This window comes from Microbispora sp. H10836 (assembly GCF_012999525.1).
Classification (GTDB): Bacteria; Actinomycetota; Actinomycetes; order Streptosporangiales; family Streptosporangiaceae; genus Microbispora.
On record NZ_JABBWU010000009.1, the window covers coordinates 168,844 to 184,646 of the forward strand.

At 70.2% G+C, this 15,803-nt stretch carries 16 protein-coding genes and 1 pseudogene; 5 read left to right on the forward strand and 12 right to left on the reverse strand.

The window, feature by feature from the left end; genetic code table 11:
• Positions 1-23: 23 nt before the first annotated feature.
• Genes HHX30_RS18475 through HHX30_RS18500 form a run of 6 tightly spaced genes read right to left on the reverse strand, consistent with a single transcriptional unit; the run spans position 24 to position 5,602 of the window.
• Positions 24-965 (reverse strand): nucleoside hydrolase, encoded by a 942-nt coding sequence (locus tag HHX30_RS18475; protein ID WP_169983216.1) that lies wholly within the window; start codon positions 963-965, stop codon positions 24-26.
• A gap of 1 nt (position 966) precedes the next feature.
• A complete protein-coding gene (locus tag HHX30_RS18480; RefSeq protein ID WP_169983217.1) occupies positions 967-1,716 on the reverse strand; it encodes a glutamine amidotransferase in 750 nt (249 codons plus the stop codon).
• A 31-nt stretch (positions 1,717-1,747) separates the two neighbouring features.
• Positions 1,748-2,806, reverse strand: a complete 1,059-nt coding sequence (locus HHX30_RS18485) for a phosphotriesterase (protein ID WP_169983218.1) — start codon at positions 2,804-2,806, stop codon at positions 1,748-1,750.
• Positions 2,803-3,828, reverse strand: a complete 1,026-nt coding sequence (locus HHX30_RS18490) for an ABC transporter permease (RefSeq protein ID WP_310741926.1) — start codon at positions 3,826-3,828, stop codon at positions 2,803-2,805. The genes HHX30_RS18485 and HHX30_RS18490 overlap by 4 nt, the downstream gene beginning before the upstream one ends.
• Positions 3,825-4,604: an ATP-binding cassette domain-containing protein gene (locus HHX30_RS18495; RefSeq protein ID WP_169983219.1), complete on the reverse strand. Its 780-nt coding sequence runs from the start codon at positions 4,602-4,604 to the stop codon at positions 3,825-3,827. The genes HHX30_RS18490 and HHX30_RS18495 overlap by 4 nt, the downstream gene beginning before the upstream one ends.
• A 17-nt stretch (positions 4,605-4,621) precedes the next feature.
• The gene (locus HHX30_RS18500) at positions 4,622-5,602 is read right to left on the reverse strand and encodes a substrate-binding domain-containing protein (protein ID WP_169983220.1); all 981 of its coding nucleotides are present in this window, start codon (positions 5,600-5,602) and stop codon (positions 4,622-4,624) included.
• A gap of 202 nt (positions 5,603-5,804) precedes the next feature.
• On the opposite strand from HHX30_RS18500, the gene HHX30_RS18505 reads away from it, so the two are divergent.
• The 3 genes from HHX30_RS18505 to HHX30_RS18515 all read left to right on the forward strand — a co-directional run bounded on the left by HHX30_RS18505 (position 5,805) and on the right by HHX30_RS18515 (position 9,258).
• Positions 5,805-6,821 carry a LacI family DNA-binding transcriptional regulator gene (locus HHX30_RS18505; RefSeq protein ID WP_169983221.1) on the forward strand — a complete coding sequence of 339 codons (1,017 nt, stop codon included), beginning with the start codon at positions 5,805-5,807 and terminating at the stop codon, positions 6,819-6,821.
• Between the two features lie 18 nt (positions 6,822-6,839).
• The gene (locus tag HHX30_RS18510; protein ID WP_169983222.1) at positions 6,840-7,931 is read left to right on the forward strand and encodes a M20 family metallopeptidase; all 1,092 of its coding nucleotides are present in this window, start codon (positions 6,840-6,842) and stop codon (positions 7,929-7,931) included.
• A 145-nt stretch (positions 7,932-8,076) separates the two neighbouring features.
• Positions 8,077-9,258 (forward strand): cytochrome P450, encoded by a 1,182-nt coding sequence (locus HHX30_RS18515; protein ID WP_249350201.1) that lies wholly within the window; start codon positions 8,077-8,079, stop codon positions 9,256-9,258.
• 253 nt (positions 9,259-9,511) lie between these two features.
• On the opposite strand, the gene HHX30_RS18520 is transcribed toward HHX30_RS18515, so the two are convergent.
• Both HHX30_RS18520 and HHX30_RS18525 read right to left on the reverse strand, forming a co-directional pair.
• Positions 9,512-11,773, reverse strand: a complete 2,262-nt coding sequence (locus HHX30_RS18520; RefSeq protein ID WP_169983223.1) for a catalase — start codon at positions 11,771-11,773, stop codon at positions 9,512-9,514.
• 139 nt (positions 11,774-11,912) lie between these two features.
• The gene (locus tag HHX30_RS18525; RefSeq protein ID WP_169983224.1) at positions 11,913-12,179 is read right to left on the reverse strand and encodes a WGxxGxxG family protein; all 267 of its coding nucleotides are present in this window, start codon (positions 12,177-12,179) and stop codon (positions 11,913-11,915) included.
• Between the two features lie 330 nt (positions 12,180-12,509).
• On the opposite strand from HHX30_RS18525, the gene HHX30_RS18530 reads away from it, so the two are divergent.
• Positions 12,510-13,040 (forward strand): YbhB/YbcL family Raf kinase inhibitor-like protein, encoded by a 531-nt coding sequence (locus HHX30_RS18530; RefSeq protein WP_169983225.1) that lies wholly within the window; start codon positions 12,510-12,512, stop codon positions 13,038-13,040.
• Positions 13,041-13,252: 212 nt separating this feature from the next.
• Here the strand turns inward: HHX30_RS18530 and HHX30_RS18535 are convergent, their stop codons facing one another.
• The 3 genes from HHX30_RS18535 to HHX30_RS18545 all read right to left on the reverse strand — a co-directional run bounded on the left by HHX30_RS18535 (position 13,253) and on the right by HHX30_RS18545 (position 14,545).
• Positions 13,253-13,819 carry an SMI1/KNR4 family protein gene (locus HHX30_RS18535; RefSeq protein ID WP_169983226.1) on the reverse strand — a complete coding sequence of 189 codons (567 nt, stop codon included), beginning with the start codon at positions 13,817-13,819 and terminating at the stop codon, positions 13,253-13,255.
• A gap of 274 nt (positions 13,820-14,093) precedes the next feature.
• Positions 14,094-14,327 (reverse strand): type II toxin-antitoxin system HicA family toxin, encoded by a 234-nt coding sequence (locus HHX30_RS18540; RefSeq protein ID WP_169983227.1) that lies wholly within the window; start codon positions 14,325-14,327, stop codon positions 14,094-14,096.
• On the reverse strand, positions 14,324-14,545 hold the full coding sequence (locus HHX30_RS18545; RefSeq protein WP_169983228.1) for a type II toxin-antitoxin system HicB family antitoxin: 222 nt from the start codon (positions 14,543-14,545) through the stop codon (positions 14,324-14,326). The genes HHX30_RS18540 and HHX30_RS18545 overlap by 4 nt, the downstream gene beginning before the upstream one ends.
• Before the next feature lie 166 nt (positions 14,546-14,711).
• Here HHX30_RS18545 and HHX30_RS18550 point away from each other — a divergent pair, with 166 nt between their 5' ends.
• Complete coding sequence (locus HHX30_RS18550; RefSeq protein WP_169983229.1) at positions 14,712-15,008, forward strand: hypothetical protein; 297 nt, start codon at positions 14,712-14,714, stop codon at positions 15,006-15,008.
• 399 nt (positions 15,009-15,407) lie between these two features.
• On the opposite strand, the pseudogene HHX30_RS18555 reads toward HHX30_RS18550, so the two are convergent.
• A pseudogene (locus HHX30_RS18555) lies at positions 15,408-15,770 on the reverse strand (transposase); the annotation flags it as partial.
• Positions 15,771-15,803 lie beyond the last annotated feature (33 nt).

Genomic DNA, 15,803 nt, shown 5'->3' on the forward strand with positions numbered 1-15,803 from the left:
GGCTGTCAGTGCTGCGGCGAGGCTCAGGAGGCCCGGCCGAGCGTCTCGATCGCGCCGATCATGAGATCCCAGAACCGGTCCCGGTTCAGCCCGATGCCGACGTTCGCGTTGGGCTCCCAGTCCATGCGGTGGTGCAGGTCGGCCACGGTCGCACCCCGGGTGTGCCGGCCGTCCAGCTCGATCCGCAGGCCCACCCGCTCGTACGTCATGACCTCGGGATCGATCAGGTACGCCACCGTGATCGGGTCGTGCAGCGGCGGAGCGGGGAAGCCCCAGGTCTCGTGGTAGGTGGAGCCGAAGAACGTGAGCAGTTCCACGCAGACCCGGGCGAGCGGGGTGCCGAGCGCGTCGATCCTGGCGAGCACGTCGGCGGTCACCAGCGCCTGGTGGCTGACGTTGAGCCCGACCCATGTCGTCGGCACACCGCTGTCCAGCACCTCCGCCGCCGCCTCCGGATCGGCGTAGATGTTGAACTCCGCGTACGGCGTGTGGTTGCCGCGATCCGTGGAACCTCCCATGATCACGACTTCCCTGATCCGCTCGCGGTCCTCGGGATGACGGCGCAGCAGGGTGGCGATGTTCGTCAGCGGGCCGATGGCCACCACGGTCACCGGCTCGGCGGCGGCCGCCAGCGTGTCGTGGATGAGGTCCACGCCGTGGCGGGGGTCGAGCGGCACGCTCGGCTCTCCGAACGCCGGGCCGTCAAGGCCGCTCTCCCCGTGGACGTAGTCGCCGATCTCCAGCGGCGCCGTCAGCGGGCGGTCGCAGCCCGCGGCGACCGGCACGCCGGTGACGCCCGCGAGGCTCAGCATCCGGCGGGCGTTGAGCGCGGTCTTCTCCACCGTCTGGTTCCCCGCGACGGTCGTGACCGCGCGCAGGTCGATCGCCGGGCTGGCCACCGCGAGCAGGATGGCCATGGCGTCGTCGTGCCCGGGGTCGCAGTCGAGGATCACCGGGATCGGCATGTCAGAGCTCCTTCGCGAGCCAGCGGACCGCCCGGGTGAACAGGGTGCGGTAACCGTCCCAGGAGACGAACTCGTCCGGGCACCAGTGCGGCGCGATGTCGGAGGCCCAGGCGAGCGTGCGGCCCGCCCCGGCCTGCCGTACGGCGAGCAGGGGGTCGCCGGCGACGGTCGCGAGCAGCGTCGCGTCCTCGGGCAGCGCGAACCGGTTGTAGCCGAGCAGGTCGGGCCACTGGGCGGGGAGTCCGGCCACGATGGGGTGCGCGTCGTCGGCGAGCAGGCCGGGCACGCCCTGCGGGGTCTCGACGCGGTCGTCGTAGCGGGAGATCTCGGCGGGGAGCACCCGTTCGACCGCCGTACCGGCGAACGCGGCCTTGGCCTCGAAGCCCTGGAAGCTCAGGTAGCCGCCGGCCATGGCGAGGCCGCCGCCCTGCTCCACCCACTCGGCCAGCAGGTCGAGCCGGTTGACGGTCTTCTCGCTGGCCAGCCAGGTGGCGGGGTGCAGCAGGATGCTGTTGGCCCCGATGTCGGAGAGCACGATCACGTCGTAGGCGGCCAGCGCCTCGGGCGTGCCGGGGAACAACGCGGGCACGTCGTGCGCGGGCAGGTGGTCGACCTCGATGCCGTCGGCGGTCAGGACGCCCCGCAGGGGTTCGATTCCGGTGTGGTAGGTGGTCGAGGTGAACGCGTCGAAGCCCTTGTAGTGGGTCGACACGCTCACCCACGATTCACCGGCGACGAGCACGCGGGTCATGGAAATCGTCTCCTTCTTTCTACTTCTGTGATCAGTGGCCGCGCGCGGCGGCGAGGAAGAGCTCGCGCGGGTTGTCCGCGAGCAGCCGGGTGGTGTCGCCGGCGGTCAGCCCGTGCCGGTGCAGGCGCGGGACGAAGTGGGTGAGGATGTGGGCGTAGCCGGTGCCGCCGTAGCGGACGAGCATGGTCTTCAGGAACACGTCCTGGGAGAGCAGCACCCGGTGCCCGAGCCCGGCGCGGACCAGCCAGGCCACGGCGGCGGCGTTCTCCTCGTCGCACGGGGACTGGCCCTCGCCCGGATAGAGGTAGTCCATGCCGCACATGTCGTAGCCGAGGTAGGCGCCGCGCAGGGCGAGGGACACCTGGTAGTCGCGGTCCGCCCCGCTGGGGTTCAGGTGCGAGAGCACGGTGCCGGCGAGCAGGCCGCCCTCCTCCGCGACGACGTCGAGCACGCGGTGGCCGTGCCGTACCCAGCCGGGGAGGTGGACCGAGAGCGGCACGCCGGTGCGGGCCTGCGCCCGGGCCGCGCCGCGCAGCACCTTCTCCTCCTCGGCGGTGAAGTCGGGCGAGACGCCGATCTCACCGATCACTCCGGCGCGAACGCCGCCCACGCCCTCGGTGAGGTCGCGCTCGATCTCGTCGGCGACGTCCGCCGCCGTCATCGGGCGGACCCGGGCGGGGTGGGTCTTCTCCAGGTAGAAACCGCAGCCCATGACGATGTTCAGCCCGGTGGCGCGGGCGATCGCGACCAGCTCGGCGGGCGCCCGCCCGATCCCCTCGGGGGTCACTTCGAGCAGCGTGCGCCCGCCGCGCTCGGCGAACCTGCGCACCTCGTCGATCGCGGTCCCCGTGTCGTCCAGCGAGACGTTGTCGCGGGAGAGGTACGGGTCGTTGCGCAGCCTGCCGAGGAACTCCAACCGCAGGCGGTCGCGGGCGATCAGCTCGCCCTCGGCGTCGCCCTCGGGCGCGGGGTGCCAGGCGCGGGCGCCGTCGTTGCGCAGGTGCTCGTGGCAGAGCGTGATCCCGAGGTCGTCGGGGGACACCGGGCCGAGCACGGTCGTCACGGCCGTGGGCCGGGCCGGGGACGTCATTTCCGGATCGCCCCGAACTTCGCCCACACCTTGCTGTTGGCGAAGATGGCCAGCAGCAGGATGCCGCCCTGGACGATCTGCACGTAGAACGGCGAGACGTGCAGCAGCACCAGGCCGTTGGCGATCACGCCGAGCGTGAGCGCGCCGAGGATCGTGCCGAGCATGCTCGCCCGGCCGCCGAAGAGGCTGGTGCCGCCGAGCACGACGGCCGTGATGACCTCCAGCTCGAAGCCGGTGCCGGCGTTGGACGAGCCGGAGCTGAGGCGGGTGGCGATGAGCACGCCCGCGACCGCCGCCGCGACGCCGGCGAGCACGTAGACGGTCAGCCCGACCTTCCGCGTGTTCACGCCGGTGCGGCGCAGCGACTCGCCGTTGGAGCCGAGACCGATGACGTAGCGGCCGAACGGCGTCCGGGTGAGGACGAGCCAGCCGATCAGCGCGACCACCACGGCGATGATGGCCGGGACGGGCACCCCGGCGATGCGGCCCTGGCCGATCTGGACGATCCAGAGGTTCCCGTCGATGGGGGTCGAGTAGCCCTCGGTGGCGCGCAGCGCCGTGCCCCGCATGATCGACAGCATCGCGAGTGTGACGATGAACGGCGGGATGCTCTGGTAGGAGGAGAACCACCCGTTCACGAACCCGATCAGGGCGCCGAGCGCGAGGATCGCGACCAGGGCGAGGGTGGGGTTCCACCCGTGCTGCAGCACGATCGCGAGCAGCGAACCCGACAGTGCGACCGTGGAGCCGACCGACAGGTCGATGCCGGACGTGCTGATCACGAAGGTCATGGCGGTCGCGACGACCAGCGTGGGGGCGATCTGCCGCAACAGGTTGAGCAGGTTGCCCGTCGTGGCGAACCGGTCGGCGGAGAACGCGAAGAAGATCAGTAGGACCACCAGCACGACCGCGATCGCGATCGTCTGCGCGTGCCGGCCGATGTGGGCGTTGGCCCGGGCCGACCTGGTGGTGACGACCCGCTGGCTGGTCCCGTGACCGGTCCCGGTCTTGGTGGCGGTCACCGTCGCCTCCCCTCCTTGTCTTCCTCGTCGTGGGCGACGATCTCGGACACGAGCCGTTCGAGGCTGGTGCTCCGGGCGTCGAGGTCGGCCCTGAGCGTGCCCTCGTACATGACGCACAGCCGGTCGCAGACCCGGAAGAGGTCCTGCAGGCGGTGCGTGATGAGGATCACCGACACGCCCTGGGCCGAGACGGTCTTGATCAGTTCGAGGACGGTCTCGACCTCGGCGACGGCGAGCGCCGCCGTCGGCTCGTCGAGGATGAGCAGCTTGGGCCCGAAGGTCACGGCCCGGGCGATGGCGACCGCCTGCCGCTGACCGCCGGACAGTCCTCCGACGGGGATGTCCGTCAGCGGGATCCGGATGTTCAGGGCGTCCAGGTGGCGACGGGCGTCCGCGTGCATCTTGCGCACGTCGAGCATCATGCCGCCGGCCTTGCGCGGCTCCCTGCCGAGGAACAGGTTCCCGGCCACGTCGATGTCGTCGCAGAGCGCGAGGTCCTGGTAGACCATCTCGATGCCCAGCTCGCGGGCGTCCTTCGGGGTGGCGAAGGAGACCGGCCGGCCGTCGAAGACGATCTCGCCGGAGTCCGGCACGACGGCGCCGGCCAGCACCTTCATGAGGGTGGACTTGCCGGCCGCGTTGTCGCCGACGAGCCCCACCACCTCTCCCGGGCCGACGCGCAGCGTCACGCCGCGCAGCGCGTCGACCATTCCGTAGCGCTTGCGGATGTCGCGCATGACCACCCGATCAACGCGATCCGCCTTCTGGTCGGTCATGCGAGTCCCTTCGCCGCTCACTTGAACGTGGCGCGGTACGGGTCGACGTTGTCCTTGGTCACGATCGTCACGGGCACGTCGATCTTCTTCTTCGCCTGGGCGCCGCCGACCAGGGCCTGGGCCTCCTTGACGGCCTCGTAGCCCTCGGTCTTCGGGTCCTGCTGGACCACGCCGGCGACGAACCCCTCGTCGATGCCGTTGATGGCCTCCTTGGTCAGGTCCCAGCCGAAGACCTTGACCCGGTCGGCCGCGTTCTGCGACTTCACCGCGGCGACCGTGCCGAGCAGGGCCGGCTCACCGGTGGCGTACACGATGTTCATGTCGGAGCGGGAGGTGAGCAGGTTCTCCGCGGCCGACATCGCGGCCTCCTGCTTGTTCTGCCCGTCGACGGTCTGCACGATCTTCGCGCCGGCGCCCTCGACGGTCTTGTTGAAGTCGTCCTTGCGGATGTTCTGGATGAAGGAGTTGAGCGCGCCCACCACGCCGATCTTCGGCGCGGTCAGGCCCTGCGCCTGGGCCCACTTGTTGACGAAGTCGCCCGCCTGCTGGGCGGCGGCGGCGTTGTCCACGCCCACCTGGGTGTCCACGGCGGGCGAGTCGACGATGGCGTCGACGGCGACGACCTTCAGCCCGGCATCCTTGGCGATCTTCACCGCGGGCTTGATGCCCTCGACGTCGATGGCGACGACGATGACCGCGTCGAACTGCTGCTGGACGAAGTTGTCGATGGCCTCGTTCTGCTTGGCCGGGTCGTCGTTGGCGTTGAAGATCGTGAGGTCGACGTTCGCCTCCTTCGCCGCCTGCTGGGCGCCGGCGTTCATCTCGTTGAAGAAGATCGCCTGCTGGTTGATCTGGACGAGTCCGACCTTCGGCCGGTCTCCGCCGGAGCCTCCGGAGGCGCCGGAGTCGTCCGAGCTGCCACAGGCCGCCGCCAGCAGGCCGGTGGCCAGGATCGTCGTCGCCGCTGTCAGGCGGATGAGTCTCGTGGATCGAGCCATGAGAGATGAGCCTTTCGGGGGGGCCGGGTAGGGGTGGTCGGCGGGTAATCGATTACCCGAGTTTCGGGCATGCTAGTGGGACCCAAAAAGCACCGTCAAGGTGCGGTTTCCTCACTGAACCTCTATCGTTCCGTGTGATCCCGGCACCGCAAGGGGCCGCAAGGTCGATCGTTGGCAAAGATCAAGGGAAATCGATTACACGATGGGCGTGACGATCCACGACGTGGCGCGAGCCGCGGGCGTCTCCGTGGCCTCGGCCTCCCGCGCGCTCTCGGGGCGGCGCAAGGTCACGCCCGAGGTCGCCGAGCGGGTCGCGCGTGCCGCGGCCGAACTCGGCTACCAGCCGAACGCGGTCGCCAAGGCGCTGCGCGACCAGACCACCGGCACCATCGGCATGGTCGTGCCGGGCATCGGGAACCCGTTCTTCACCACGATCGTCGAGGCCGTGGAGCGCGAGCTGCAGAACTCCGGCACCGACCTGCTGCTGTGTTCGTCCCGGTACGATCCCCAGGTCGAGGCGCGGAGGCTGGGCACCCTGCTGGCCCGGCGCGTGGACGGGCTGATCATCAGTCCGTGCGACATCGAGGCCAGCGTCCCGGCGGTGCTGGACGCGGCCCGGCGGGTGCCCCTCGTGCAGCTCGACCGCCACATCGAGGGCGGCGCGGCCGACTGGGTGGGCGTGGACGACGAGGCCGGGGTGACCCTGGCGGTCGACCACGTGCTCGCGGGCGGGGCACGCTCGGTGGTCTTCGCGGGCAGCCGGCTGGTGAGCTCCTCCGCCCGGCTGCGGCTCAGCGGGTTCGAACGCGCCGCGGCGCGGGCGGGGGTGGAGGTCCTGCCGCCGCTGCTGGGCGAGTTCACACTGGAATGGGGCGTCGAGGCCGGGCGCAGGCTGCTCGACGCCGGCCGGCTGCCGGACGCGGTGGTCTGCGGGAACGACGAGATCGCCGTGGGCCTGGTGCGGTCGCTGCGGTTCGGCGGGGCGCGCGTTCCCGAGGACGTCTCGGTGGTCGGGTTCGACGACGTGGGACACGCGACGATGTGCGACCCGCCGCTCAGCACCGTGCGCCAGCCGGTGGAGGAGATGGCGGCGGAGGCGGTGCGCCTGCTCGGCCAGGTCAAGGCCGCCGACCCGCGGCCCGCGCAGCGGATCGCGATCACGCCCAGGCTCGTCGTACGGCAGACCAGCCGGCTGTCGGCGGCCGGCGTCGCGGAGTAGGTCAGGGAAGGAGTCCGGGTGAACGAGGCGGTCGAGCTCACACGCGAGCTGATCAGGATCGACTCGGTGGGCGGGGGCGAGGCCGCGGTGGCCGAACCGCTCGCCAGACGACTGTCGGACGCCGGTTTCGCGGTGCGGCGGCACGAGCACGCGCCCGGCCGGACCGGCCTGGTCGCCCGTTGGGGAACGGGCGAGCCGGTGACGCTGACCGGGCATCTCGACACGGTGCCGCTGGGCGGGCAGGCGTGGCGGCACGCGCCGCACGGCGCGGAGATCGACGGCGACCGGCTGTACGGACGTGGTTCGAGCGACATGAAGGCCGGGGTGGCCGCGCTGGTGGTCGCCGCCGAGCGGCACGTACGCCGCGCCGGGGCGAAGGTCGCGCTGGAGGTCGTCCTCACCGCCGGCGAGGAGACCGGCTGTGACGGCGCGGCCGGCATGGCGGCCGCGGGCCTGGTGGGCAGGTCGCGCGCGCTGCTGGTGGCCGAGCCGACCGCCAACCGGGTGCTGCTCGGGCACAAGGGCGCGCTCTGGCTGGAGGCCACCACGCGGGGCAGGACGGCGCACGGCTCGATGCCGCACCTCGGCGACAACGCGATCTACAAGCTCGCCCGTGTGATCGGCGCCGTCGAGCGGTTCGATCCCGGGGTGCCCGATCACCCCTGGCTCGGCCCGTCCACGGTGAACGTGGGGACGGTGCGCGGCGGGATCAACGTGAACTCCGTGCCCGACCTGGCCGCCGCGACCATCGACCTGCGGACCGTCGCCGGCCAGGACCACGGACGGCTCCGCGAGCGGTTGCAGACCGCGCTCGGCGACGAGGCGACCCTCGACGTGCTCGTGGACCTGCCCGCGATCTGGACGGAGCCGGACGACCCCTTCGTGCGGGCCCTGGTCGACGCGGGGGCGGGCGCTCCTGGCGACCAGCCGGCGGCCAGCTACTTCACCGACGCCTCGGTCCTCGCCACCGCCTGCGGCGGCGGTCCCACGGTCATCTGCGGCCCCGGCGAGCCGGAGCAGGCGCACGTCACCGACGAATACTGCCTGGTCCACCGGATCGAGGAGGCCGTCGAGATCTACACCGCCGCCCTGGCCGGGCTCGCGCCCTGACACGCGGCCGCCCGGCCGAACGGCATGGGGCACCGCCGCCGAAATCGCGTCACGACCGTCCACGGCGGGCACCTGACGGTTATCGTCGGATCATGGCAAGGTGATCATCAGACTGCCGGTGACTCGAGGAGATCGCGTGCGCGACATGTCCCCGCCCCTGCACATGCGAAGGGACGGATTCCATCCCGTCCCAGAGCTCTCCGCGCTGCGGAACGACGAGGGGGTCGCCCGGATCCGCACCGTGTTCGGCACCGACGCCTGGCTGGTCACCAGGTTCGAGGATGTCCGTACGGTGCTGAGCCATCCCGAGCTGTACAGCAACGCGCTCGTGCCTCCGCTCCGGCCGCCCGGCGCGCCGCCGCCCAGTGCGGAGGAGGCCGCCGCGATGCGCGCCGGCAACCTGCTCGGCTCCGACCCGCCCGAGCACACCCGGCTACGCCGGATGCTCACGGCCCAGTTCACCATCCGCCGGATGCGGCGGCTGGAGCCCAGAGTCCAGCAGATCGTCGACGACCATCTCGACGCCATGGAGCGCGGCGGACCACCCGCCGACCTGGTGACGGACTTCGCCCTCCCGGTTCCCTCCCTGGTGATCTGCGAACTGCTGGGCGTGCCGTACGCCGACCGGGCCGGCTTCCAGGGGACGTCCAAGCGGATCCTGGACGTGTCCCTGTCTCCGGACGAACGCGCGGCCGCGGCGGCGGAGGCCCGGGCGTACATCGCAGGCCTGATCGAGAGGATGCGGACCGATCCCGGTGATGACCTGCTCGGCATGCTCGTACGCGAGCACGGCGACGAGTTGAGCGACGCCGAACTCACCGGCATCGGCACCCTGCTGCTGCTCGCCGGGCACGAGACCACGGCCAACATGCTGTCTTTGGGCACACTCGCCCTGCTGCGGCACCCCGGCCAGCTCACGCTGCTGCGCGACGAGCCGAACCGCGTGGGCGCCGCCGTCGAGGAACTGCTGCGGTGGCTGAGCATCGTGCACTCCGGGACGGTCAAGATCACTACGTCCGAGGTCCGGCTGGGCGATCGGACCCTCGGCCCCGGCGAGACCGTCATCTGCTCCCTGCCCGCCGCCAACCGCGACCCGGGGCTCGTTGCGAACCCGGACGACCTGGACATCCGCCGGGATGTCATCGGCCACGTCGCGTTCGGACACGGCGTCCATCACTGTCTCGGTGCTCCCCTGGCCCGCATGGAGATGCACATCGCGTTCCCCGCCCTGCTGCGCCGGTTCCCCGGCCTGCGACTGGCGGGCGAGCCCCTGTTCCGCTCCCTCACCGTCGTACACGGCCTGACGACGATGCCGATCACCTGGTAGGCGTCCGGCTCACCGCCGAGCACCCGGCCCTCCGGCACGCGATGCCGGAGGGCCGGCTCTCGTTCACAACGGCCGCGACCGTGAATCACGAGCTCGTCGACCGTCCGGATTCGCGACCTCGGTGCACTGTCTCCCACTACCCATCCGCCGGCTCCTCACCACGCCCTCCTCCCCCGGCGGCGATCAAGGGAGGAGGCCGTGTGGGGCCTGCGCGGAGAGGGCGACCCGCGCCTCGCCGCCTGACGCGGACCCGTCAGGCGACCGAGGCGGGGAACCTCTCCCAGACGCGGTGGGCGGCCATCAACCGCTGCACTGCGGTGAACACCTCGGTGGCGGAGTCACCGGAGACCACGCCCGGCGTGCCGGTGATCCCGGCCTGCGCGAGCAACTTCGCGCCGCCGCCCCACGCGCCGATCGCCTTCGCGTGCCGCCAGCACTCGTCGATCATGAGCATGACCCGCGGGTCCACCACCGTGGCATCGCCCGCTCCCGCCTTGGCGTCGCGCGCGGGCAGCGCGTCGGGCGCCGGCACGGGCGCGGCCGCCAGCAGCAGCGCGTCGAACTCGATCGACCGGGCGGTGGCGAAGGTCCGCTGCACGGGCATGTCTCCCAGCATTCCGCCGTGCGGCGCGATCAGCAGCGGCACCATCCCGGCGGCGAACACGGCCTTGCGCAGGTCGCGTACGCCGTCGAGGTCGGCGCCGTCGTCGACCACGATGCCGACCATGCGGCCGTCACCCGGCCACTCCTTGCCCACCTGCGAGAGCGCGGGGCTGGGCGCCGGGTCGGCAAGCGGCAGGGCCGGCTCCGGCGCGGGAAGGCCCAGCCCGGTGGCGACCTCCCGGCAGAGGACCGGGTCGATGTTCGCCAGGCACTGGAGCTGACGCTCCTTGATCGCCTGCTCGTAGCACTTGCCCAGCTCGAAGGTGTAGGCGCGGATGATGTGCTCCTTCTCCACCGGCGTCATGCTCAGCCAGAACAGGCGCGTCTGACTGAAGTGGTCGTCGAAGGACACGGGGTTGGCACGGACCTTCCTCGCCTGCGCGACCTCGACCGGCACGTCGGTGTACGCCTTCTCACCGTCGCCGGCGACGAACGGGTTGCCGCCGTCCAGGGAGTTCGGCCGGTACGGCGCGACGCCGGCGTGGACGGCGTGCTGGTGGAAGCCGTCGCGGAGCATGTCGTTGACCGGGCAGTGCGGACGGTTGATCGGGATCTGCGCGAAGTTCGGGCCGCCCAGCCGCGTGATCTGCGTGTCGAGATAGGAGAACAGCCGCGTCTGCAGCAGCGGGTCATTGGTGACGTCGATGCCCGGCGGCAGGTGCCCGACGTGGAAGGCGACCTGCTCGACCTCGGCGAAGAAGTTCGTGGGCGTCCGGTCGAGCGTCATCCTCCCGATGGGCTGCACCGGCGCGAGCTCCTCAGGCACGATCTTGGTCGGGTCGAGCAGGTCGATGCCCTCGAACGTCTGGTCAGGAGTGTCGGGGAGGACCTGGATGCCGAGCTCCCACTCAGGGTAGGCGCCGGCCTCGATCGCGTCGTAGAGGTCGCGGCGGTGGAAGTCGGGGTCCATGCCGCCGAGCATCTGCGCCTCCTCCCAGGTCAGGGAGTGCACGCCGAGCTTGGGCTTCCAGTGGAACTTGACCAGCACCGTCTCCCCGGCCTCGTTGACCAGCCGGAAGGTGTGGACGCCGAAGCCCTCCATCATGCGGAAGGAGCGCGGGATCCCGCGGTCGGACATGTTCCACATGGTGTGGTGCTGCGCCTCGGTGTGCAGCGAGACGAAGTCCCAGAACGTGTCGTGCGCGCTCTGCGCCTGCGGGATCTCCCGGTCCGGGTGCGGCTTGCCCGCGTGGATGACGTCGGGGAACTTGATGCCGTCCTGGATGAAGAAGACCGGGATGTTGTTGGCGACGAGGTCGAAGGTGCCCTCGTCGGTGTAGAACTTCGTGGCGAACCCGCGGGTGTCGCGGACCGTGTCGGCCGATCCCCGCGAACCGAGGACCGTGGAGAACCGCACGAAGACGTCGGTCTTCTTCCCCTTCTTCAGGAAACCGGCCCTGGTCACCGCTTCGGCGGTGCCGTACGCCTCGAAAACGCCGTGGGCGCCGGCGCCCCGGGCGTGGACGACACGCTCGGGGATGCGCTCGTGGTCGAAGTGCGTGATCTTCTCGCGCAGATGGTGGTCCTGCAGCAGGGTCGGGCCGCGCTCGCCCGCCTTCAGCGAGTGGTCGGTGTCGCGCAGCCGCGCCCCCTGCGCGGTGGTGAGGTGGGCGCCCTGCTGTCCCTTGGCCGTGGCGGGCGCGCCGGTCTCCGCTCCGGTCGGCGTGACGGTCGCGGGAGCGCCCTGCTCCTTCTTCGGGGGCAGCGGGTCACGCGGCGTCGTCGGCTCCTCCACGGTCGCCGGGGCGCTGCCCGGCGAGCCGGGCACGTCCGGCGTCAGGAAGTCGGTCACCTTTTCCGCTGCGTTCTCCACGACCTCCTTGACCGTCTTGGCGGGCTTGCTGGCATCCATCGTGCGATTCCTCCATCAAGCGGTTACGAGCAGTCCGCGCGCATACCCGCTGGTAGGAGGGCCAAACCTGTCAGCGGGCCGCCAAACGCGGCGGTGTCCCCGCGGCGGGCCGCCGCGGGGACACGCGCCACGGAGGGCCTCAGCTGTACGGACGGTTGGACATGTGCTCGGACGTGCCCACGCGGTGCTTCTGCTTGCGCACACCGGCGAGACCGAGCAGACCGAGCAGGCCCAGCAGACCCCACAGGCCTCCGTTGCCGCCATCGTCCCTACCCTGGCCGGGTTGCGGTGACGGATTGGGCTGGCTGTACGTGGCCGGCGCGACGGGCGTCTCCGCCGTGGCTGCCGCGGCCGGGGCGAGCGTGAGCAGGAAGGCCAGCCCCAGGCTCGTGAGCATCTTGCGCATTGGTTTCCCCCGATCCGGCGGTCTCGCGATCGGGAGACCGCCTTCTGTCCCCTCCGGACGAAGCCCTGTCGTGCGAGGGTTGACCCCCGTCATCCCTCCCGGGCGCACCTACGCGACGGCGCTTGCACCCCGATCCTCACCGCGCATATCTGATCAATGCGCCCAAGATGCTGATAAATACCGAAGGGAGGGATTGAAAAGGCCGACCTTTGACAGCTCGGCCAGACCGGCCGCTCAGCCGCGCCGCCCGCTCTCGGCGTGCCGGATGAGTTCGCCGACATGGGGGACGAACGCCGTAGTTGCCGGCCTCCGGCCGCTTATCCTGGGCGGGTGAAGCTCGGCAAGCGCGTGGTGGCCGGCGCCGTCATCCTTCTGCTGACCGGGTGCGCGCCCGGGGACGCCGGAGACGCCTCACCCACCGACGGTCTCAAGGTGAGCAGCCCGGCGTTCGCCGAGAGCGCCGAGATCCCCGAGAAGTACGTGTGCACGCAGCAGGGCGGTGAGAACGTCTCACCTCCGCTGACCTGGACCGGCGTTCCCGAGTCCGCACGCGAGCTGGCGATCGTGGTGGACGACCCCGACGCCCCTGGCGGGACGTACATCCACTGGATCGTGACGGGCATCCCGGTCTCGGCGACGAGCGTGAGCGAGGGGCAGGCCCAGGGGAAGGTGCTGCCGGGCAGCGACGGCCAGGCCGCCTACGCGGGCCCCTGCCCGCCGAGCGGCGTACACCACTACCACTTCATCGTGTACGCCCTGCGCGGTCCCGTCGCACCGAGCGGCGACGCGAAGTCGACGCACCAGCAGATCAAGGACGCCGCCGTCGCCTCTGGCGAGACCGTCGGCGTCTGGGGAAGCTGAGCGGGCCGGCCTTCGTCGACGCGGGCCGAGGCCGATACCAGGGTCACACCACGACGCGGACAGGCTGTACGAAAGGTACTGCTGGTAGTAACAGGGCACCCCTCGCGATCTCCTAGGTTCTCCACCGGCACGAAAGAATCACCACCGCGCGAATCAAGTTCCCGACACTGCTCGTAGGGGCAACGTCGTGAACGAGGCCGCCCTGTCCAGCACTAGCGAATCTGGTAGACGCCCATCCTCAGTTGGTCCATAGCGAGGTTCCAGAAGGACCTGTAGCGCCTGGCGCCGGGCAGCCATGGCGCGAGATACCAGGCTTCCCACTCATCTTCAACGACGCTGACGTGGGGATTGAGGAGAGCCACTCCGTCATCCCAGTATCCGAGCAGCAGGGTGTCGGGCACATACTCCCCTCTGAAATGGATGGAGTCCTGCTCCAGTCCGTAGACGAAGTAGAGCTCGTCGGGCACGCTCCATGAGTTCTCCGGCTTGGGTGCAGACCAACTCTCGGCGATCGAGGGATCGACATCGCGGAGCCAGCCGACTTCTTCGACACGCAGCAGGCAGCAGTCATCGTCGCTGCCCCACCCGTTGGCGGACAGGAGAAACTGCCGGTAACTCGGTGGCAGCTCCACACCCAGCCGCTCTTCAAGCTCGCGGACCTCTGCTTCGGTAGCCGGGGAGAACAGATCGCCGAGTGGGCTGACCGCCGGGCGGTCAGAACCGTCGGTCACCTGATGCCTTGCAGTGAAAAGTTCCGGCCATGCGTACTGGGCACTCATAGTGAGTGAAGGTAGCCCTCACGACTGACGTTTCATCCGACGTAGGGCATCACAATCCCAGCTACGGCGTGGCGCGCATCCTCTGGCACGAGCAGATGTCCACTTGGCCGTATCGCCGACGTGCCGCGAAAGCGGCATTGACCAGGGCCGGCCGTCTACGGACGTCCGTACCGATCTAGGCGCGTCCGTGGTCGTTGTCACTCAGTTCGTCACCCAATGGTCCGTCGTGCACAGGTGACAGGGACTGCCGACGGAACGCGGCACGGCCTCGTGATCACAGCAGGTCGCGTAGGCGCTCGGAAGTAAGGCCAGCCTGCCGCACGATGGAGGCGAGCGTACCGACGGCCAGAGTGTCGTGCAATGGCACGATCACTGTGCGAGTCTCGTCTTCGGCGACCTGGCGCAGCTTGCAATGGCTGCCCCTGGTGGCCACCACCTCAAAGCCACACTTCTCCAGCGCGCGCACGACGTCGGTGCCGGAGCAGACCGGAAACTGGCGCGGGCTCATGCCGAGCGACGGATCTCGATCGGCGCCACGATCGGCTGCTGCGGGGTCTGGGGAAGAGGCTCGTCCTCGAAGTAGAGCTCCAGAGCGTCGCGGAGGCCGGCCAGGGCCTCGTCAACCGTCCGGCCCTGACTGGCCACCTCAACCTGGACGCAGCGCGCGACGTACCAACCCTCTTCGTCGGGGGTGACGGTCGCGGTCAAGGAGACGGTCTGGCTCATGCCGTTAGCGTACGCCAGCGTGCTTCGCCGGACCCGGCAGTAGGGCCAAGCCACCCCTCGTGATCTCCCAGATTCTCCACCGACACGAAAGAAACCTCTCCTCCAACGCGAGAAGCGGCATGTTCCGCCACAACGATCAACTCGCGTCGACGGGCAGACTATCGGCATGCCCAATGACGATCACGTACCTGCGGCCGTCGAGGCCCTCCTCCTCGATCGCGATGCGCAAATCCGCGCCTCCCGGGACGAGTTGGTAGGCCGTGAGGGTGCCTGGGCGGGTGGGACTGAGGCCGCGGAGGGCTACCTGCGCCGGGTGGTCGCCGATCTAAATCGAGTTCCCGAACTGGTCGTTGAGCACGCGGAGTTCGGACACTACGGCTCCGGCTACGCGTCGTTTGTCGACGCTGACCCGGCGAGACGGATCCGCCCGTCGCGTCGATCCAGACGGCTATACGACGGTTGAAGGATTGTCAGTGGCGTTGTGCCGCCTCGCCCCGATCGCATGCATCCTGTCACCTGACGAGCGCTCAGATCACCCCGACGGTCGCGAGTACCACTCCATGCCATACCTCGATGCCGTCACCGAGATGCCGATCCCCGGATGGGAGGAAGGCGGCGGACAGATCACCCAGGTCCTGCGTCGACATGGCATCACTCTCGTCGGCCCTCGCCTCCTCGGCCGACCGGCCTTGTCCCACTGATAGAGCGCAACCGATCCAGGCGGACGCCCACGCACTGAGGAAGGGCGTCACCCAGGGAATGCGAAAGGCCGACCTGCTGGACAGCGGCCCACGTCACACGGCCCGGTGAGCCGAATCGAGTCTGCCCTGGCCGGGGAATCATGGCCCGGCGCTTAGAGCCCCTAACACAATGAGGTGAGGCGGCGCCAGCAGATCAGGGCGCAGCCGAGGCTGAGGAAGGCGCGGTGGATGTCCTCGCGGACTTCCCAGCGGATGCGCAGTCTGCGGAAGCTGTGCAGCAGTGCGATGGCCTGCTCGACGACCCAGCGCTGTTTGCCCAGGCCGGAGCCGTGCTCGGTGCCGCGTCGGGCGATCTGTGGGCGGACGCCCAGTGCCCGAAGGAGCCTGCGGTACTTGTCGTGATCGTAGCCGCGGTCACCGAGGACGACGTCAGGGCGTCGGCGGGGCCGGCCGCGCTTGCCTCGGACCGGCGGGATGGCCTCCAGCAGGGAGACGAGCTGGGTGACGTCGCTCGATGACCGCCCATAACTCGTCGCTGACCTCCCACGGCTTCAGCC